This window comes from Rhodanobacter ginsengiterrae (genome assembly GCF_050026815.1).
GTDB classification, from domain to species: Bacteria; Pseudomonadota; Gammaproteobacteria; order Xanthomonadales; family Rhodanobacteraceae; genus Rhodanobacter; species Rhodanobacter ginsengiterrae.
Genome location: NZ_JALBWO010000057.1, coordinates 734,220 through 753,706 on the forward strand (window position 1 = coordinate 734,220; position 19,487 = coordinate 753,706).

18 protein-coding genes are annotated in these 19,487 nt (G+C 63.1%); 7 read left to right on the top strand and 11 right to left on the bottom strand.

Features of this window, described 5'->3' with window-relative positions:
- Positions 1 to 10 precede the first annotated feature (10 nt).
- Positions 11 to 1,399 carry a nitrogen regulation protein NR(I) gene (gene ntrC / locus ACQGNJ_RS18150; RefSeq protein ID WP_426690647.1) on the bottom strand — a complete coding sequence of 463 codons (1,389 nt, stop codon included), beginning with the start codon at positions 1,397 to 1,399 and terminating at the stop codon, positions 11 to 13.
- A 330-nt stretch (positions 1,400 to 1,729) separates the two neighbouring features.
- Positions 1,730 to 2,698, bottom strand: coding sequence for a two-component system sensor histidine kinase NtrB (locus ACQGNJ_RS18155; protein ID WP_426690648.1), 969 nt, complete (start codon positions 2,696 to 2,698; stop codon positions 1,730 to 1,732).
- 278 nt (positions 2,699 to 2,976) lie between these two features.
- Here ACQGNJ_RS18155 and ACQGNJ_RS18160 point away from each other — a divergent pair, with 278 nt between their 5' ends.
- Together ACQGNJ_RS18160 and ACQGNJ_RS18165 are read left to right on the top strand one after the other, a co-directional pair.
- A complete protein-coding gene (locus ACQGNJ_RS18160) occupies positions 2,977 to 5,193 on the top strand; it encodes a glycoside hydrolase family 20 protein (RefSeq protein WP_426690649.1) in 2,217 nt (738 codons plus the stop codon).
- 379 nt (positions 5,194 to 5,572) lie between these two features.
- A complete protein-coding gene (locus ACQGNJ_RS18165; protein ID WP_426690686.1) occupies positions 5,573 to 6,790 on the top strand; it encodes an MgtC/SapB family protein in 1,218 nt (405 codons plus the stop codon).
- 118 nt (positions 6,791 to 6,908) lie between these two features.
- Here the strand turns inward: ACQGNJ_RS18165 and ACQGNJ_RS18170 are convergent, their stop codons facing one another.
- Both ACQGNJ_RS18170 and ACQGNJ_RS18175 read right to left on the bottom strand, forming a co-directional pair.
- Positions 6,909 to 7,394 carry an AtaL-like protein gene (locus tag ACQGNJ_RS18170; protein WP_426690650.1) on the bottom strand — a complete coding sequence of 162 codons (486 nt, stop codon included), beginning with the start codon at positions 7,392 to 7,394 and terminating at the stop codon, positions 6,909 to 6,911.
- Positions 7,395 to 7,430: 36 nt separating this feature from the next.
- Positions 7,431 to 8,300, bottom strand: a complete 870-nt coding sequence (locus ACQGNJ_RS18175; RefSeq protein WP_426690651.1) for an SDR family oxidoreductase — start codon at positions 8,298 to 8,300, stop codon at positions 7,431 to 7,433.
- A 98-nt stretch (positions 8,301 to 8,398) separates the two neighbouring features.
- On the opposite strand from ACQGNJ_RS18175, the gene ACQGNJ_RS18180 reads away from it, so the two are divergent.
- The gene (locus ACQGNJ_RS18180; protein WP_426690652.1) at positions 8,399 to 9,289 is read left to right on the top strand and encodes a LysR family transcriptional regulator; all 891 of its coding nucleotides are present in this window, start codon (positions 8,399 to 8,401) and stop codon (positions 9,287 to 9,289) included.
- Positions 9,290 to 9,401: 112 nt separating this feature from the next.
- On the opposite strand, the gene ACQGNJ_RS18185 is transcribed toward ACQGNJ_RS18180, so the two are convergent.
- The 3 genes from ACQGNJ_RS18185 to ACQGNJ_RS18195 are packed head-to-tail and all read right to left on the bottom strand — an operon-like array spanning position 9,402 to position 12,940.
- Positions 9,402 to 11,030, bottom strand: coding sequence for a diguanylate cyclase domain-containing protein (locus ACQGNJ_RS18185; RefSeq protein WP_426690653.1), 1,629 nt, complete (start codon positions 11,028 to 11,030; stop codon positions 9,402 to 9,404).
- Between the two features lie 24 nt (positions 11,031 to 11,054).
- Complete coding sequence (locus ACQGNJ_RS18190; RefSeq protein ID WP_426690654.1) at positions 11,055 to 12,548, bottom strand: ATPase domain-containing protein; 1,494 nt, start codon at positions 12,546 to 12,548, stop codon at positions 11,055 to 11,057.
- Positions 12,545 to 12,940 (bottom strand): hypothetical protein, encoded by a 396-nt coding sequence (locus ACQGNJ_RS18195; RefSeq protein ID WP_426690655.1) that lies wholly within the window; start codon positions 12,938 to 12,940, stop codon positions 12,545 to 12,547. The genes ACQGNJ_RS18190 and ACQGNJ_RS18195 overlap by 4 nt, the downstream gene beginning before the upstream one ends.
- Positions 12,941 to 13,256: 316 nt before the next feature.
- Between ACQGNJ_RS18195 and ACQGNJ_RS18200 the strand changes: the two genes are divergently transcribed.
- Complete coding sequence (locus ACQGNJ_RS18200) at positions 13,257 to 13,481, top strand: hypothetical protein (RefSeq protein ID WP_426690656.1); 225 nt, start codon at positions 13,257 to 13,259, stop codon at positions 13,479 to 13,481.
- Between the two features lie 366 nt (positions 13,482 to 13,847).
- On the opposite strand, the gene ACQGNJ_RS18205 is transcribed toward ACQGNJ_RS18200, so the two are convergent.
- Positions 13,848 to 14,141 carry a YdeI/OmpD-associated family protein gene (locus tag ACQGNJ_RS18205; RefSeq protein ID WP_426690657.1) on the bottom strand — a complete coding sequence of 98 codons (294 nt, stop codon included), beginning with the start codon at positions 14,139 to 14,141 and terminating at the stop codon, positions 13,848 to 13,850.
- Between the two features lie 205 nt (positions 14,142 to 14,346).
- Positions 14,347 to 15,252 carry a LysR family transcriptional regulator gene (locus tag ACQGNJ_RS18210; protein ID WP_426690658.1) on the bottom strand — a complete coding sequence of 302 codons (906 nt, stop codon included), beginning with the start codon at positions 15,250 to 15,252 and terminating at the stop codon, positions 14,347 to 14,349.
- Between the two features lie 115 nt (positions 15,253 to 15,367).
- Between ACQGNJ_RS18210 and ACQGNJ_RS18215 the strand changes: the two genes are divergently transcribed.
- Positions 15,368 to 16,246, top strand: coding sequence for an NmrA family NAD(P)-binding protein (locus ACQGNJ_RS18215; RefSeq protein WP_426690659.1), 879 nt, complete (start codon positions 15,368 to 15,370; stop codon positions 16,244 to 16,246).
- 210 nt (positions 16,247 to 16,456) lie between these two features.
- Here the strand turns inward: ACQGNJ_RS18215 and ACQGNJ_RS18220 are convergent, their stop codons facing one another.
- Positions 16,457 to 17,053, bottom strand: a complete 597-nt coding sequence (locus ACQGNJ_RS18220) for an HD-GYP domain-containing protein (RefSeq protein WP_426690660.1) — start codon at positions 17,051 to 17,053, stop codon at positions 16,457 to 16,459.
- 961 nt (positions 17,054 to 18,014) lie between these two features.
- Here ACQGNJ_RS18220 and ACQGNJ_RS18225 point away from each other — a divergent pair.
- Positions 18,015 to 18,476 carry a MarR family winged helix-turn-helix transcriptional regulator gene (locus ACQGNJ_RS18225; RefSeq protein WP_426690661.1) on the top strand — a complete coding sequence of 154 codons (462 nt, stop codon included), beginning with the start codon at positions 18,015 to 18,017 and terminating at the stop codon, positions 18,474 to 18,476.
- Positions 18,477 to 18,513: 37 nt separating this feature from the next.
- Positions 18,514 to 18,921, top strand: coding sequence for a DUF1398 family protein (locus ACQGNJ_RS18230; protein WP_426690662.1), 408 nt, complete (start codon positions 18,514 to 18,516; stop codon positions 18,919 to 18,921).
- 294 nt (positions 18,922 to 19,215) lie between these two features.
- On the opposite strand, the gene ACQGNJ_RS18235 is transcribed toward ACQGNJ_RS18230, so the two are convergent.
- Positions 19,216 to 19,487 (bottom strand): integrase core domain-containing protein (locus ACQGNJ_RS18235; RefSeq protein WP_426690663.1); only part of this gene is annotated, 272 nt, incomplete at its 5' end.

Consider the following 19,487-nt stretch of genomic DNA (forward strand, 5'->3'; position numbering starts at 1 on the left):
CAGCGAGCGCCTAGGCGGGGCCGCGCCGCGTGCGTGAGGTGCCAAGTTTCCGGGTCAGCGTATTGCGGCCCACGCCCAGTGCCTGCGCCGCGTTCTGGCGATGGCCGTCGCTGCCGGCCAGCGCCGCCTGCAGCAGAGTCTGGTCGAGCGCGTCGCGGGCCCGCGCGTGGATGTCCACCTCGCCGTCGGCCAGCGCCTGCACCGCCCACTCGCGCAGCGCGTCGGTCCATTCGCCGCCGTGCGCAGCGGCCGTCGCACCGCCGAGATCGGCGGGCAGGATCTCGCTGCCCGGAGCAATCACGGCCAGCCGGCGGCACAGGTTTTCCAGCTCGCGCACGTTGCCCGGGTAGTCGCGCTGGACCACCAGCTTCAGCGCGGCCCTGGAGAACCGCTTCGGCGGCAGCTTCAGCTCCTGCGCGGTGACGGCGAGAAAGTGCTGCGCCAGTACGGCGATGTCGCTGCGCCGGGTGCGCAGCGGCGGCAGCTCGATGCGCACCACGTCCAGCCGGTGCATCAGGTCGGCGCGGAACAGGCCGGCGGCGACGCGCGCGGTCAGGTCCTGATGGGTGGCAGCAACGATGCGCACATTGCAGCGGATCAGTTCGCGCCCGCCGACGCGATAGAACTCGCCGCCGGCCAGCACGCGCAGCAGGCGCGTCTGCAGGATCAGCGGCATGTCGCCGATCTCGTCGAGGAACAAGGTGCCGCCCTCGGCCTGCTCGAAACGGCCGCTGACGCGGCGGGTGGCGCCGGTGAACGCGCCAGCCTCGTGGCCGAACAATTCGCTTTCCAGCAATTCGCTGGGGATCGCCGCGGTGTTGAGTGCCACGAAGGCCTTGTCACGTCGCGCGCTTTCCTCGTGCAGCGCGCGCGCCACCAGTTCCTTGCCGGTGCCGGTCTCGCCGGTGACCAGCACGTTGAGATCGCTGGCGGCGACCCGGCCAATCAGCCGGAACACCTCGCGCATCGGCGCACTTTCGCCCAGCAGGGCGTGGTTCGCCGCGGGTACGCTGGAAGCGGCCGGCGTCGGCGCGGCCGCGCTGGCCAGCGCGCGCTGCACCGAGGCCACCGCATGATCGAGGTCGAACGGCTTGGCCAGGTAGTCGACCGCACCCAGTCGATAGGCCGCGGCCGTCGTCGCCACGTCGGTATAGGCACTCATCACGATCACCGGCCCGATGGCCTGCGCCTGCAGTTCGCCGAGCAGGGCCAGCCCGTCTTCGCCCGGCATGCGCACATCCGTGAGCAGCAAGGCGGGGCGCGCCGACTGCAAGGCCTCGCGCGCCGTCGCCACATCGCCAAACTCGCGCACCACATGTCCGGCATCGCGCAGCGCCTCCGCCAGCACGAAACGCACACCGCGATCATCATCGAGCAGCCAGATGTCTTCATTCTTCATGCGTCGGTCTCATTGGCTCCCCGCGTGGAACCGGGGACATGGGGGCGTGCTTCGCTCGGCTCCTCCCCCTGCAGGCAGGGGGAGGCTGGGAGGGGGTGGCGCCGGGTGGCGAGGAAGATCACGAGCTGACCCCACCCCAGCCCTCCCCTGCTGCGCAGGGGAGGGAGCACGGCGCGAGGAAGTGCGGCGCGTGCTTCGCTCTGCTCCTCCCCCTGCGGGCAGGGGGAGGCTGGGAGGGGGTGGCGCCGGGTGGCGAGGAAGATCACGAGCTGACCCCACCCCAACCCTCCCCTGCTGTGCAGGGGAGGGAGCACGGCGCATTGACGGGCATCAGCCACGGGCGCGCTCCAGCGGCAGGTACAGCGAGAACACGGTCTGCCCCGCACGGCTGCTGTAGCGCAGTTCGCCGCCGTGTTCCTGGGCGATTTCGCGCGACAGCGCCAGGCCCAGCCCGGTGCCGTCGGCGCGGCCGGACACCAGCGGCTGGAACAGCGTGTCGCGCAGCGCGGGCGGCACGCCGGCGCCGTCGTCGATCATGTCGACGCGCAAGGCCATCCGCTGCATGCGCTCGCCCACGCGCACGCCGTGCTCGACCCGCGTGCGCATGGTCAGCGTGCGCGCGCCGGCTTCCACCGCGTTGCGGGCCAGATTCAGCAGCAGCTGCTGCAGGCGATCGGCGTCGCCGTGCAGGTCCGGCACGCTGGGGTCGTAGTCATGCTGCAGGCGCGGCGGCGCCGGCTCGGCCTGCAGCAGGTCGGCCAGCCGTTCCAGCAGTTGATGGATGTTGACCGGCCCCGGCTGCGCCGCGCCATCGTGGTGCAGCAGGCGGTTGGCCAGCGTGGCGAGGCGGTCCGCCTCGTCGATGATCAGCCGTGCCAGCGCGCGCAGGTCGTCGTTGTCGACCCGCCGTTGCAGCAACTGCGCGGCACCGCGCAGCCCGGCCAGCGGATTCTTCACCTCATGGGCGAAGCCGCGCAAGGTCGCCGACAGCGGCGAGGCGGTGGGCATCGGTTCGGCCAGCACATGCACTTCCAGCAGCAAGCCGTCGTCGATCGGCTGCAGCGCGATATCGGCAAGCAGTTCGCGCCCCGCCGCACCGGCCAGCGGCATTTCGCGCCATTGCAGTGGCCGCTGTTCGGCCAGCGCGCGTGCGGCCTGCGCCAGCGCGGTTTCATCCAGCCAGCGCGCCAGCGGCTGGCCGGCGGCGCTGCGCGGCCCCAGCGCGAGGCACTCGGCCAGCGCCGGATTGATCCATTGCAGGTGCAGCTGCGCGTCGAGCCGGGCCAGCCCGGTCGTCATCTGTGCCGCCCAAGTTGGGCAATCGGCCTCGTTCATTGCACCATATTGGCCAATGCTTCGATTTGGTGCAACCGAATCATCGAGCGCGGTTCCCTCGGCGGCCTGGACTGCCGGTTGGCGCGAGTCGCACGCCTTCAGGTTCGCGCGACCTGAAGACTCCGCCGCCGGGCGCAGCTGCATGATTCGACCGCCGCAACCTGATTGCTTGAATTATTCGACGCCGCGCATGAGCATCGTTCGGACCTGCCAACAAGCCAGCTCTTCCAGGAACATCGGCCATGCCCAGACGTCTTGCTGCCCTGATGCTTCTTGCATGCTGGTCGGCCGCTCAACAAGCGCACGCGCAAGCGGCGATCATCCCGCAGCCGAGCCGGATCGAGGTCGGCCGCGGCAGCTTCGCGCTGGACCGGAACGTGCGCATCGTCGCGCCGGTCGATCGACGCGCCCGGGAGATCGCCGCCTTCCTGCGCGATGGCATCCGCGCGGACAGCGGGATCGCGCTGCGGATCGGCGCGGCCACCAAACAGCCGCGCATCGAACTGCGCATCGATCCTTCCGTGCAAGGCGAGGAGGCCTACGGGCTGACTGTCACGCCGCAACGGCTCGAGATCGCGGCGGCCGACGATCGCGGGCTGTTCTGGGGCGTGCAGACGCTGCGGCAACTGCTGCCACCGGGGCATCACGCCACGCTGGCCATCGCCGCCGTGCGCATCGACGACGCACCGCGCTACGCCTGGCGCGGCGTGATGCTGGATGCGGCGCGGCACTTCATTCCGGTGGCGCTGGTCAAGCAGCAGATCGACCTGCTCTCGCGCTACAAGCTCAACGTGCTGCATTGGCATCTGACCGACGACCAGGGCTGGCGCATCGCCATCCGCAAATACCCGAAGCTCACCAGCGTCGGCGCGTGGCGCACCGAGGCCGATGGCAGCCGCAGCGGTGGCTTCTACACCCGGCAGGACATCCGCGACGTGGTCGAGTACGCGCGCCAGCGCAACGTGATGATCGTGCCGGAGATCGAGATGCCGGGACATGCCTCGGCGGCGGTCGCGGCCTACCCGTCGCTGTCGTGCCCGGAGCAGCCGATCGTGGTGCCGGCCACCTGGGGCGTGTTCACCGACATCTACTGCGCGGGCGACGAGGCGACGTTTGCCTTCCTGCATGACGTGCTCGATGAAGTGGCCGAGTTGTTCCCCGCGCCCTACATCCACATCGGTGGCGACGAGGTACCCAAGCAGCAATGGGCGCAAAGTACGTCGTCGCAGCAGCGCATGCACGACGAAAAGCTGGCCGACGTCGACGCGCTGCAGAGCTGGTTCATCCAGCGCATCCAGCGCGACCTCGAAGCGCGCGGCAAGACCCTGGTCGGCTGGGACGAGATCCTCGAAGGCGGCGCCGACCGCAACGCGGTGGTGGAAATGTGGCGCGGCGATGCCGAGGCGGCCAAGGCGCTGGCCAACGGCAACCGGCTGATCATCGCCGGGCCGTTCTATCTGGACACGCCGATCGAAGAACTCACCACGCAGGACATCTACCGCATCAATCCGTTTGCCTCGCCGGCCTTCGCGGGACACCAGGACCAGGTGCTCGGCGCCGAGGCGCCGCTATGGAGCGAATACGTCACCCCGCGCAACCTGGAGGCGATGCTCTATCCGCGCGTGATCGCGCTGGCCGAACGCCTGTGGAACCCCGACGTCCACGACTACGCCGACTTCCAGCGGCGGCTGCGCGCGCACTACCCGTGGCTGGACGCGCAGCACATCGCCTACGGCCCGGAAGACCGCGACCTGGTCGATTACAAGCTCGGCTACAACCCGCTGCAACACCGCTGGCGCGTGCGCGCCGCGCGCGGTTTCGACGACATCGCGCTGCACTACACCGTGGACGGCAGCGAACCGACCGCACAGTCGCCCACCTTCGGCGACGTGCTGGACCGCTACGCGCCGGCGACGCTCAAGGTGGCGCCGTTCCGCCATGGCGTGCCGTACCTGCCCAGCCAGACGTTCCAGGCGGTGGACAACAAGGCGCTGGGCAAGCCGCTCACGTACCTCACCGCGCCCGACCCGCACTACGCCGGCGCCGCCACGCAACTGGTCGACGGCGTGATCGGCGACGACAACTTCAACGACGGCCTGTGGGCGGGCTGGCGCGGCAACGACCTCGACGCCACCATCGACCTGAAGCCCGTCACGCCGTTCCACAGCATCCAGATGCGCTTCCTGCAGCAGAGCGGTTCCTGGGCGCTGCTGCCCAAATTGGTCACCTTCGCCGTTTCGGACGACGGCAAGACCTGGCGCACGCTGCAGTCCACGCCGATCGCGGTGGACCCGATGGACCTGCGCGCGATGATCCGCACCGTGCGCTTCGACACCACCGTGCCGGTGACCGCCCGCTACCTGCGCGTCACCGCGCAGAACTACGGCATGCTTCCACCCGGCCACGAGGGCGCGGGGAAGCCGGCGCATTTGTTCACCGACGAAATTCTGGTGCAGTGAAACTCGCGGCTGAGTTTCGCTCGTGAGTGCTGGTCGTGGGCGTCAGGGGAGTGGCATGACAGGCGAGGCAGGCGCCAAAGCGAGTCGATGCCGGCTTTGCGCCGGGACGGCCATTCGAGAAGAAGCTCCTTCGACCCACGGACTTCCTGTAAGCGTCCGCGTCAGCGGAGTAGAACCTGGCCACAAAATGCCGGCAATTCGGCGTTGATCCCTCTTCATTGAATAGCAGTGGCCGCTGGTGGTGAGGAAGAGTTTAATGAGCCATGCTGGCGCTGCTCTCAGGTGAACTTGTGCCGGCCAAGCGGACATCCCGGCAAGTGGTCAACTTTTCAGGAGCGAAGAAATTTTAAGCCTGGCAGATCAAACCCCGCTGCTCGGCCTGTGTGTCGCACTCGGCATTGGTCTGCTCGTCGGAGCCGACCGCGAACGCCGCAAGCAAGCCGGCCCGACAAGAGGTGCTGCGGGCATTCGTACCTTTGTTGTGTGCGCTTTGCTCGGCTCGGTGAGTGTCATCCTGGGCGGCGGCCTGGTATTGGCCGTGACGGCGTTGATCGTAGGCGCGGGCGCGCTGGTTGCGTACCAGCGCACCCGGCATCATGACCCTGGCTTGACCACAGAGTCCGCGCTGCTGCTGACCTGCCTGTTGGGCGGGTTGGCGATCCGCGATTCGATGCTGGCTGCAGGCGTGGGTGCGGTCCTGGCCTTGCTGTTGGCATCGCGCGATCGCTTGCACCACTTCGTTCGCAGCGTGCTCCGGGCACAGGAGTTGAACGACATCATTTTGTTCTCGGCGATGGCCTTGATCGTGTTGCCGCTGGCTCCCGACCGATTCATGGGGCCATTCGATGCACTCAATCCCCGTGCCATTGCCCGCTTGATCGTGGCGGTGATGGCGATCAGTGCGCTTGGCTACGTGGCCATGCGCGCCCTGGGGCCGCGTTACGGCCTGCCGCTGGCCGGGTTTGCAGCAGGCTTCGTTTCAAGCACTGCCACCATTTATTCCATGGGTGAACGCGCATCACGCCAGCCATCTCTCATGAGCGGAGCCGTGGCAGGTGCGGTGCTGTCATCCATCGCCACCATCATTCAGATGACGGTGGTCATCGGGCTGATACAGACATCGTTGCTGACCGCGCTGGTGCTGCCCTTGTCGTTTGGCGGTGTGGCCGCCTGCCTGTATGGGCTGGTGTTCTTTTTTCGCAGAGACCCTGTCAGCAACACGGGAAGTCCGGTTGAAGATGTGGGCCGTGCTGTCAATCTGAAGGCAGCGGCGGTATTTGCCGTGCTTGTCAGTCTGATCCTGCTGGTGTCCGCGGGATTGAACGCATGGCTGGGGGCGCAAGGCATGTTGTTGGGCGCCGCACTGACCGGCTTGGCCGATGCGCATGCAACCGCCGCATCAGCCGCTTCGCTGATGGCCGCCGGCAAGATTTCGAGCGCCCAAGCCGTTGGACCGATTTTGATTGGCCTGACTACCAACACCCTGATGAAAGCGGTGGTTGCCTTCAAGGCCGGCGGCGTCCACTACGCCACGCGCATCGTGCCGGGCCTGGCCTTGATGACTGCAGCTGTCTGGCTGGGAGCCTGGCTCGGGTGATGGTCTGATTCCCGCAAGTGGACTCCTGCCGGCCTCGTAGACACCCCCCAAGGTGTCTTCCCTCCGCTGGATCTGGCGAAGGATTCAGCGTGGACTGGCGGGCAGAATCGGACGCGGGTCATTGAACCCGACCCCCTTGGTCTTCATCGAACAGCTCACGGATGCGCTTCAGCGTCGACTGGATTGCCGCCTTGAACCCCTGGTCGCTGTCCATCCACGCTTGCGCTGCCTGTTCCTCGGGGCCATGGGCTGCCTTGCCACGCAGACCCAGATAGCCATAGAAGCGCAGTTGCAGCTCGCCGTTCTCGTCCTCGAAGAGTTCGTTGATGATCGCGCCCTCGCGCGGGCTCGTCACCTGGAAGAAGGTGATCTTCGTTGCTGCGGCGAAGGTGATGATCTCGGTAACGTCGTCGCCCAGGATGGTCGCCTCGCGCAGCCAGTGCGAGTCGCTCTCTTCGACGATATCGCAGCGAGTGCACTCATCGGGCGGGAAGAAGAGTTTCGCGTCACGGGCCTTTTGAACCAATCCTTCCCATACCTGGGCGCGGGTCAGCCTGGTTTGGCCGGGAGCATTCACCGGCAGCGTGGCGGTTGAGTAAATCATGATGGGGTCCTTGAGCAGGATGAAATTGAGCTCGCGTCAGACGGCAGCCGCGATTTCTGCGGCGAAGTCGCGATAGGAGCGCAACGGACGACCCAGCAGCCGACTCAGTTTGTCGACGTCGCCGGTCTCGGGAACCATGCCGTCGGTGAGAAAGCGTTCGGCCATCTGGCGCATGTCGTAGGCCATCCACGCAGGCATGAACTGGCGCAGGTTCTGCTCGAAGCCGGCCGTGTCGTCGCCGCCGTAGGCAATCGGGCGGTTGAGGGCCTCGGTCCAGATGGCTGCCACTTCGGTGCCAGTCAGCGTGTCCGGGCCGACCAGGTTCATGCGGGTCAGCGCGCTGCCGTCCGGTGCCTGGTCGCGGTTGAGCAGCTCGATGGCCGCGATCTCGCCGATGTCGCGCGCATCGATCATGGCAAGCCCCTTGCTGCCGATGGGCATGGGATACACGCCGTGCCCCAGCACCACGTCCTTGATCGTCACGTCGTTGTTCATGAAGTACGCCGGGCGCAGGATGGTGGCGTTGAAACCCATCTGCTCGATCATGCGCTCCACACCAAACTTGCCGGCGAAGTGCGGCACATTCACATAGCGGTCGCTGTGGATGACCGAGAGGTAGACGACCCGCTTGACCCCAGCCTCGCGCGCCACGTTGAGGGTGATCAGCGCCTGGGTGAACTCGTCGGCCACCACCGCGTTGAGGAGAAAAAGCGTGGAGATGCCCTGGAAGGCATTGCGCAAGGCATCGACATCGAGCAGGTCGCCCCGCACGACCTCCACCCCATCGGGCAGGTTGGCGGCGGCTGGATCGCGGACCAGGGCGCGCACCTTGGCGCCACGCTGGGTGAGTTGCTTGATGACGTGCCGGCCGACATTGCCGGTGGCGCCAGTTACGAGAATGGTCATGGGACTGCTCCGGGTTGGTTGGGAGGCCCTATGGTTGGTGATTCGCTGTTGAGCCGATAGCCCATATACTTGGACCATCCGTCTCGCTGGTGGAACACATGGACTTGCTGGCTTTGGCTGACTTCAACCTGGTGGCTCGCCATGGCGGCTTTGGCCGGGCGGCCAGGGCGGCTGACCGGCCCAAGGCCACGTTGTCACGGCGGGTAGCGGACCTGGAGGCCAGCCTGGGGGTGCGTCTGTTCGAGCGCGGCTCCCACGCCCTGAAGTTGACCCAGGAGGGCCGAGCCTTGTTCGAGCGCACCGAGAGCCTGCTCACCGAGGTGGCCGAAGCGGCTACCGCGATCGCTTCGGGCGGCACCACGCCCCGCGGCAGGCTGCGTGTCAGCGCGCCGTTGCTGTTCTCCCAGACCGCCCTGGGCAAACTGTCGGCCGAGTTCGCGCTGCGCTATCCGGAAGTGCGCCTGGAAATCACGACCGAAGACCGGGGTGTGGACATGGTCGAAGAAGGGTATGACCTGGTGATCCGGGTCAATCCCGATCCCAACGAAAATCTGGTCGGGCGCATCCTGCTTCGCGATCGCCTGGTGGCGGTAGCCCGTCCTGATTTGCCAAGGCCGGTGGCCGAAGCACCGGCGCCGGCGGTGGTGCGCGTATCCGGCAATCAGTCAGGCTGGGACCTGCGTACCGAAGAGGGCGATGTCCGTGTATCCATTGACCCGATCCTGCGACTGGCTTCACTCATCATGATTCGCGATGCCGTGCGCACCGGGATCGGTGCAGCCATGCTTCCGCTCTCACTGGTGGCCAGCGACCTGCACGCAGGGGCGCTTGTGAGCTGGGGCGATGGCAAGGGCCCGCCGATCGAGATCTGGACGCTCTATCCCTCGCGCCGCCTGCTGAGTTCGCGCGTCTCGGCCTTCCTGGAATTCCTGAAAGAGGCCTTTCCGCTGGGACAGCCCGAAGAGCTGGCCGCTTACATCAGAGGCTGAGTATCGTCATCTCGTACCCCGGCACGCATCTCACCGAGACGTCCACCTTCGGCCAAAAGCGGGCATTGACGATAGGCCGACTCCACGGCGTCGCGGCAGCAGCCCTTGTATCTCAAGATGGCAAGGAGGCTGAGGCCAAAGGTAACGTCACCACGAATTGACTGCCACATCCCTTCCCGTCGCTTGTGGCCTCGATCGTCCCGCCATGCGCTTCAACCAGTTCGCGAGCCACGGTCAGCCCGATACCCAGACCCGTCCCGTTGAACCCGATGGCATGCGCATCCTGCACAAAAGGGTTGAATATCCCGGGCATTGCGGTGGCACTGATGCCGATGCCGTTATCGGTCAAAGTCATCACGGCGGTGGTGTCAGTCGTCACAAGCCGTAGCCTGATCTGCCCTCCCTCCTGCGTGTACTTCGATGCATTGGTGAGCAGATTGCACATGACTTGCGTGAGCCGAACGGGGTCGCCTTGCACCTCAACGGCAACGGTGGGTAGCTGCAATCGGAAATGCTGCAAACGCAAATCCATCGCTGGCCGACATCCCTCGATGGCTGCATCGAGAATGGCGACGATGTCAATCCTTCGACACTCGATCCGCAGTTTTCCGGTATTGATGCGGGATATATCGAGCAAATCGGTCACGAGTCGCGTGATGTGCGTCACTTGGCGCTCGATGATCGCCTGCATTCTGGGCAACTCCTCCGCTCCAACTTCCACCATCAGGCTTGTTGCTATGCGAATAGGCGTAAGCGGCGTGCGCAGCTCGTGCGCTATCAACGCCAGAAACTCTGTTTGCTTGCGTTGCGCTTGCTCTGCCGCTGCTTGCAGATCCTGTGCATTCAGCACCGCCATGAGCAGCTGCTCGTTTGCCTCGCACAGATGCGCCTGTCGACGCTCGTGCTCAAGCAAGGCTTCCTCGTAACGAACCAAGGGTTGCTTCAGCGATGTCAGCGCTGTCGGCCCGGAAAGGGGCTCATCCGCAGCTTGACTGCCATAAAATTCAACGCTGCCCGTGCTGCGCATTTTCGCTCGATACATCGCGATGTCCGCGTGGTGGACCAGCGTATCGGCGTCCACTCCGTCATCGGGGTAGATACTGATGCCGATACTCGCCGCCAGGCGCAGCACGTGATGACCAAGTCGGCTGGGCATGGCGAGGGCCGTAATGACCTTGTCGGCGATGAGGGCCGCATCGGATGCTTCGGACAACTCAGGGAGCAGAATCAGAAATTCATCACCCCCATGGCGGCTTACCGTATCTGCGTCACGAACGGAAGAACAAAGACAGTGTGCCGCCAGTTGAAGTACTTCATCGCCGATTGTATGGCCGAGCGTATCGTTGATCTGCTTGAACTTGTCCAGATCGATGAAGAGAATCGCCACCCGACGGCCCGTACGCTTCGCCATGGCGATGGCCTGGGCCAGGCGATCGAATAGCAGAGGGCGATTCGGGAGTTTGGTCAACGCATCGAGTTCGGCGGCACGTGATACTTGCTCCAGTGCCTGTTTGACGTTATCGGCATGACTTTGAGCAAGAAGAGCCGCCTGCATCAAATGTTCGTTGGCTTCAAGGAGCTGCGCCGCTTGGCTACTATCCAGGCTGCTCTCTACTTCAATCAGATTCTGTTGCAAGCCGCTCAATACCGTTCGTACCTGCTCGGCCTGCAATTGCAGGTGCGCAAGTTCGCGTGCCGCGAGCGCTACGGCTTCGGCATCATCGATCGGACCGCTGCTCATGGAAGAAAGCCTGACCTGGCGGGATCAAGCATGAGGATGCTCGGCAGCGAGGGGTGCTGGATCTCCAGCACCTTTCTTCGTAGGCCTGCCCCCCAGCAATCCCTCTTGATCAGTGAGCATGTCGCTGATCTGGATGCCGTCGTCGTTGATACTGAACAGACGCAACTCGTCCGAGTGAGCGCTCCCCCGCACCTTGACCACTGCCATCATGCGCAGTAGCCGACTGTCGACCTCGATGTAACGCTGCACGATGATGGCGTCTGTCATGAACGCCGTGCCGTACGGGCTGAAGCGCAGATCCGTGTAGCGATCCTCCAACTCGGAGGTCATCAGCACCGTGACGCCCTCCGCCGCGAGAGCGGCGATCATGCGCGACAGGTTTTCGCGAAAGTCCGGACGAAAGGTCGGAGCCAAAGCGAGCTCAAAACCTGACAAAGAATCGATCACCACGCGAGTCGCCTTGAGACGACGGATCTCCGATACCAGCAGAAGCATGATCTCGTCGATCGACAAGTCAGGTGCCCGGTTGTTCACCAGGCCGACGCGCCCCCTGTGGATCAACTCAGCGAGGATCGGGGTATGAGAACGGTTGGGAACCTGCTCGAAAGCCGCGATGACGCCGGTTTCTCCACAGCGTGCGCCCTCCGCAAGAAAAGCTGCCGCAAGAATGCTCTTGCCCGACCCTGACGGGCCAGCCACGAGCATGGAGTAACCGCGTGGCAAGCCGCCACCCAGCATGTCGTCCAGACGATGCACGCCCATCCGAAGCCTTTCACTGGAGTCTGTTGCGGCTGAGACGGAAGGCGTCGCAATCAAGACTCTGGCGGGTGCGAACACACGCAAGCCGGCAGCGTCGATACGAAAGGTGTGCAATCCGGGCAAGGTGGGCTGGCCACGCATTTTCTTGATCTCCAGCTTGCGCACCATGGAGTTGCGTTGCACGCTCTGACTCAACCAGATCAAACCGTCCGCAACGGTAAACACCGGGTTGGCATCAGCCTCGTTGAAGTATTCTCCGATGAGGAATGTCGTGGCCTGCCAGCTTGTCATCAGCATGCCAAGCTGCTGCACGAAATGCTGGAGATTGAGGTAAGCCTTGCCCTCGGCTGCGCTCGCCAGCATCACCGACCGGAAGGAGTCCACGAACACCAGCGCCGGGCTTTCGCTCTCGACTTCGTGCAGGATCCGGCGCAGCACCTGCTTGAGGCCTCCTGCCATCATGTCGTCGGTAAGGCTGATGAAGCGAACCACCCGATTGATCGACTTGTCGTCGAAAAACTCGAATTGCTGCTGGTAGCGCAACATCTTCAACGGCGGCTCGCCGAGCACCGTGAAATAGATTGCCGGACGTTGCGGCGTGGCCAGAGCGAACATCATCTGGTGCGCAAGGGTAGTCTTGCCGCAACCCGGTGGCCCCGCGATCAGGTTGAACGAGAATTCCGGGAGGCCTCCTCCGAGCATGTCGTCCAGACCGGGCACGCCGGTGGCCAGGCGATTGATGGTCACGCTCTTGTTCATCTTGAGTTGTCCTGCGCAGGAGCGGGTAACAGATCCGCCCATACGGGTCGCAGTAGTCGTTCGGTGAGCGATGCCCCAATCAAGTTGGCAAGCACCTCGTAAAACATCTGCAGTGCCGACCCCGCCCCGGCAGCGATCTCGGCGCCACTTTGCTCAAGAAGGGCAGCTTTCAATGCAGCAAGATTCATGGTTGCGTGCATGCCTTCATGCACATCCATCAACCACGGATGCTGCCGGCTGGCGAGATAGAAACTGCGCTTGTAGAGCGTAGCGACGCTGCGCTGTCCGATAATGGGCGAAAGGGAAGCTTCAATCGTCTGCCAGGCCGAGACGATGAACTCGGCCAATTGCTGCACAACAGCGCCATCTCTGGCTCTTTGCACCAGCGTCACGACGATTCGATGGCTTTCTTGGCTTTCCACTAGGCTGGCAAGGGCACCCGTTCATTAACGCATCACGCTAATTGATGATCAGTGCCGTTGCCGTGATGATCCATGGCGAGTTCAATTCTGAAGTGCAACGCCCCGCGTGGTAGAGCGGCGCAGCCTCCTTCACCCGTGGTGCACTTCGTAGTGGAATCCGCCCACAGTGATCTCCAGCCAGCCAAGGTGGCCCTCCAAAAGTTGGCTACGATCCATCGCCAACTTTTACGGTGCGATCACCGTGATGGAGGCAGACTCCCGCCGATTCGGTCGCGCATGAACAATTATGATCATCTTCGATATCCCCTATGCACCGTTGCATCATGGCGAATGGTGCGTGGGGTCGAGCAACGATGGTCATTCAGAATTCACAAGCCGCCTCGATGCGCTTCGATACGCAATCAACGCGGCTCTGAAGGTGCAGCAACAGGGTAGCGATGCACGGATCACCATCGAGGGTGTCGACGGTCAATGGCGCATGTTCGACCATCGGGCAAAGGGCATCGTGTAGATATCCGATCGCAGAGGATGTCGCACCGACTCGCCATCCTTCGCGCCGTTTGCTGGGTTCGCGCGTCTCGACCTTCCTTGAATTCCTGAAAGAGGCCATTCCGCCGGGACGGCCCGAAGAGCCGGCCGCTTGCATCAAAGGCTGAGCATCGCCATCTTGCAGCCCGGCACTCATCTCGCCCGGATGCCCGCCTTCGGTCCCCTTTTGATCGGTCGACAACAAGACGTCGGGCAAGCCGGTTACGTACCTCACTGCGCCCGCCCCGCACTACGCCGGCACCGCCACGCAACTGGTCAACGGCGTGATCGGTGACGACAACTTCAACGATGACCTGCTGGCGGGCGGGCCTTGTTGGGCCCGCCTGCGCTACGGATGAATTTTTTCGCCGCGACTCAGCATGTCGATGAATTGGGAAATCTTCCTTGCGCGCGTTTCAGCGCGTTTCACATGCTGGATCCGGAAAAGAATGGCGTACCGATTCTGGCTGTCGAGGGTCGCAAAGAACTGCCTGGCCTTCGGATTTTTGTCGAGAGATTGCTGCAAATCGTCAGGCACCGTCGATGTGCTTGCAGAGGAACAGGCGGCTTCCCAGCGCCCATCCTGCCTGGCACGGTCGATTTCGCGAAGCCCGGCGGGCTGCATCCTTCCGGCCGAGATCAACGCTTCGGTCTTTGCCTTAACGTGATTTTCGGTCGTTCATGCCGTACCTGTGTGTGGCTTGGCAGCGGAATCGGACATGCCGCGAAGCCGCTTCGGCTTGATCAAATTGTCAGGCCTCATCAGGCGATACGCCAGCCAGACCTGCCGCCAGCCGTTGCGTGTTCACGACGACACAACCCGAAGTGGACATTGCAATATTTGGAATTCATTTCACCAGGCCCACCACAAAATCCAGAAAGGCCCGGCACTTCGCCGGCAGATGATGTCGTGAGTGGTAAAGCGCATAGAGCGGAAAACGCTCGTCGGACCAGTCTTCCAGGATCTGCACCAGCTTGCCGCTGCGCAGCAGCGGCTCCACGCCAAGCGCCATGACCTGAGCGATGCCGTGGCCGGCGAGGCAGACGCTGTGCTGGGTGCCGACATCATTGACGGTAAGCTGGCCGTGAGTGGCCACGGTGGTGATGCGGCGGCCGCGGTGGAATTCCCAGTCGAACGGACGACCGGTCAGCGGGTCGCGGTAATGGATGCACACGTGCTTGCTGTTCTCCAGCTCCTTCGGCGTGGCCGGCGTGCCGTGTTTGCGCAGGTAGACGGGTGAGGCGACGGTGAGGATGCGCGTCTCCAGCAGACGACGCGCTACCAGCGACGAGGCGACCGGTTCGTGGAAGCGCACAGCCATGTGGAATCCGTCGGCCACGAGATCGCCGAGGCGGTCGCGTGTAATCAGTTCCAGTTGCAGCTGCGGATGCGCCGCAAGGAACGCGCCCAGTTGCGGACCGAGCATCAATCGCGAGAAGTAGGGGTCGACGCTGACGCGCAGACGACCGCGCACGGCGGTGGCGCCTTCGGCCACATCGCCTGCGGCCTCCTCCAGTCCGGCCAGCAGTGGCACGATGCGCTCGTGCAGGCGGCGACCGTCATCGGTAAGCGAGACCGAGCGCGTGGTGCGGTCGAACAGTCGCACGCCCAGTCGCGCCTCCAGCCGCGCGATCGCGCGACTGACACCGGGCGGCGACATGTCCAGCGCCTCGGCCGCGGCGGCGAAGCTGCCGCCGTCCACGATGGCACTGAGTACGCTCATGCCGTTCAACATGCGTTCGTCGAAGCCCATGATTCATGCCTTCATGTCATTTATCAAATGACTTTCATGTTATCGCGTAATGCATGGCCGCTCTCGACAATGTTCCTCGTGCGGCGACCGCCGCGATCATGCGAGGAGAATCATCATGTACACGATTACGGGAATCACCGGTCAGGTGGGTGGCGTTGTCGGGCAGGCACTGCGCGTGGCTGGCCTGCCGGTGCGCGCCGTCGTACGCGATGCCAGCAAGGGCCAGCGCTGGGCAGACCGGGGCTGCGAAGTGGCGCTTGCGCACATGGACGACGCCGCCGCGCTGCGCCGGGCGTTTGACGGAGCCGAGGCGGTATTCGTGCTGTTGCCGCCGACGTTCGACCCCACGCCCGGGTTTCCCGAAGCACGCCGGGTGATCGAGGCCGTGCGCGAAGCACTGGAAGCCGCCCAGCCGCAGCGAGTGGTCTGCCTGTCGACCATCGGCGCGCAGGCGACGCAACCGAACCTGCTCAACCAGCTGGGACTGATGGAACAGGCGCTGAGCACGCTCGGCTTGCCGATCGCCTTCCTGCGAGCGTGCTGGTTCATGGAAAACAGCCAATGGGACGTGCGGCCGGCGCGCGACGTCGGCGAGATGCCGAGCTTCCTGCAGCCGACCGACCGCGCGGTGCCGATGGTGGCGACCGCCGATATCGGTGCGGTGGCCGCCGAGCTTTTGCAGCAACACTGGCAAGGCCGTCGCGTGGTCGAACTGGAAGGTCCGGCGCTGGTTTCCCCTGACGATATCGCTGCAGCCTTCACCCGACACCTGGCCCGACCCGTCCGCGCCAAGGCGGTGCCGCGCGACCAATGGGAAACCTTGTTCCGTGCCCAGGGCATGCAGCACCCGCTGCCGCGCATGCAGATGCTGGATGGCTTCAACGAAGGCTGGATCACCTTCGAAGGGGGCGCCACCGAACAGCGCAAGGGTACAGTGACGCTGGAGACCGTGTTGCGCGAGCTGGTGGCGCGGACGCTGGCGCAGGAGAGCTGACAGAGGGGACGGAGGTAAATAATCCAAACTAGCTACCTCCGTCCCTTTGACCCCCATCAACAGGAGCGGCACTTGGAATGCCGAGCGGAAGCGAGTGCACCAGTGACTCTCGGGAGCAGGTTCGCTTACTGTCTGGAGGAAGTGAACCTGACCCCGATCTTTGATGCAAAAGTGCCTGCGTGACGGATGCGCAAATCCAGTCCCCGCACACTAGGCCGCACGCGCTGAACTTCGCTCGATAACTTCGGAAAACAGCAAAAAGATTTCCGGATCCAGCTTTTGGCCTGTTTCATTCTTCAGGATATCCATCGCCTCGCCGTGTGATCTGGCTTTGTGATATGGCCTGCCGGTAGTCATGGCGTCATAGGCATCGATGATCAAGAGCATGCGGCAACTCTGTGGAATTTCGTCGCGTGCCAGTCCGTCCGGATATCCTGTCCCATCAAACGCTTCATGATGATGCCGGACGATGGACGCCACCTCCAGTCCATTGGATAGGAACGTGTCCCTGATTATCCGTTCCCCCAGCACTGAATGGGCTTTCATTTCCTCCCATTCTGCCGGCGTCAGCCTGCCGTGTTTCAGAAGAACATCATCGCGCACCCCGATCTTGCCCACGTCATGCAATTGACTGGCAATGCGCAAAGCCTCCAGCGAGGCGGCGCTCAACGCGACTGCGTGCCCCATTTCCAGAGCGAGCATGCAGACCCGATCACAATGGCCTCTGGTATACGCATCGCGCTCGCACAAGGCGGTTATAAGCGACGGATAGGCCTTTTCCTGATCTGGTGCAATATCAGAAGCCATCAAGCACTCCTCCTGTCCCAGCAACGGCTGAGGCTCGAACTGAACGGTACCGTGGCTGCCCGCCTTCAAAGAAATGTCGGACACTGAAGGCGTATGCCTTTTGAGTGAGCATCATTGTCCGCTCGCCAAGTCCACAAGCCAAGTGATATGAAGCGCGAACTCAGAGGAACCCAGCATTGCAAGTGCACCATGCGTATAGAGGGGACGAAGGCTGAGGTTTCCCCACGTTTTCATGCTGCCACAGCCATCTGATCGAGCAGTGCCGGAGATGGCTTTCGTATCTACTCCACGAGTTCTTCGAGCCTGGCGTTTGACCATAGTCGCAGCATTGCCTCACGGCCCAGTCGCATGATCGAGTACAGCCGTCGCTTGGATCGAAACGGTGCCAGCCATTGATCTATCCCTGCCCTGCGGTTTCGCAGGCCATGCCGATCAGCAAACTGGCGAAGGCTGCCATCGTGTGGAGCAACAGCAACACTTCGATGCGCTTGTCCTTGCGGGTCAGGCTGTTTTCAAAGGCATGACCGTAGAGCAGTAGCTCAGGGTCAGGTCTAGCTTTGTAGCACTTAATTGCCCTCTTCCGCTGCCCAAGATGCTACGAAGCTAGACCTGACCCCTAACTCCGCGCTCGCTGGAGGACGCGTCCTCTAACCCTGGCGACGCGGGTGCTTTCACCAAACGCGACGGCGAGGGAGGAAATCGGTTCAGCGATGGCTCCTTCATGGACCTCGTTCGCTTGGAGCAACTGTTCGTTTCCTCTTACGAGGCGGTAACCCTGGATTTCTAGCTGGGCTGTTCTGGCCGCAAGAACAATTGGACTTCTCGCGCGCGAACAGGTGCCGACCACAGCGGCGACCGGCGCGTGTAAATGCGATGGCCTGAGCACGGGTACGTAGAGTCCAAAGGACTCTTGACATGGCTCTCATGCAGATATAGTTTACTAGGAAACTAAATGCCGGCCATGTCCAAGAAAAAGCAGACATCTGATCTCACCACTCACCTCGGCTATTGGCTGCGACTGGTGTCCAACCATGTGTCACAGGCCTTTGCCCGCAAGGTTGAGAGTCAAGGCGTAACCGTTGCCGAATGGGTGATGCTGCGTGCGCTCTTCTCGCATGAGGAGGTACTTCCCAGCGAGCTGGCGGAGACGCTGGGGATGACGCGCGGCGCCATCAGCAAGCTGTCAGACCGCCTGCTGAACAAGAAACTCATTTCACGTACCGCCCATGAACAGGATGGCCGAGCGCATACGTTGGCGCTTACTCGCACGGGCAGAGAACTGGTGCCTGCACTCGCGGCACTTGCCGACGCCAACGACGAGGAGTTCTTTTCGCACCTTAGCGCCAGCGAGTACTCCGTGCTCAAGGCGCTGATGCAACGAATCGCCGCAGCCAATGACCTGCGCGATCCGCCCATTGGCTAAGGAAGGCGCCATTGCCGCAACGGCGGCGAGGTCACCCATGAAACAGCAACTTCAAGACATTGCCCGGTCATGCATGCACGGCGCCGAGTCAGGCAGCATGACTTTCCCGCAGATCGTGCAGACGCTCATCGAGAACGGCTTTGATGGCTATCTAGTGGACTTCCGCCAAGGAAGCATCACCTATTACCTGCCAGACGGCGACCTGATTCAGCTCAAGGCGGCACATGTCGGCGATGCCGTCGCCGAGCGATTTGATATCGACGCGATTCGACAGGCCATTCGCGATGCCCAGCAGCTGGCTGCGGGTTACACGTATGGCGGCTTCTGCAAGACGGTCACGAGCGCCGGTTGCGCCGGCTACTTTGTATCCTTCCCCGGCAAGCGCGTCCTTTACTTTGGGCGAACAGCCGAAACCCACACCGAATATTTCCCCGGCGGCAAATGAGTTTGGCGATGCCTCCCATCGCCGGCTATCGGAACCCCCGAGGGCCGAGTCTTGTTTTGCCACATATGCCTGATTACTCGGACAGACTGCACTTCAGTGCCGTTGCTCTGGTTGTTGCCTTTGATTTTGACGTCCAGCTATCCAGCTATCGGGGTCAGGTTCACTTCCCGCCGTGCGAAAGTGAACCTGACCCCGATATTTGGTGCGAAAGTGAACCTGACCCCGATATTTGAACCTGACCCCGATATTTGAGGACGGTGGCCTCTCTTACTCCGGGTGTCGACTCCCCGCAAATCAGTGCCAAGCTAAATTAGAGGTCGCCGGGTCATTTTGAATTCGGAACTCGGCGGGCGTGAGGCCGTCGAGGCTGTCATGAGGGATCTCGTTGTTGTAATCGGCGATCCATCGCTCGGCCTGCTCACGTACTTCAGAGAGGTTACGGAAGACATGCATGTCCAGCACGCCGCGTCGGAAGCTGCCGTTGAAGCGTTCGATGAAGCCGTTCTGCATGGGCCGACCCGGCTCGATGAAGTCCAGGGCGATGCCCTTGCGCTCCGCCCATTCGG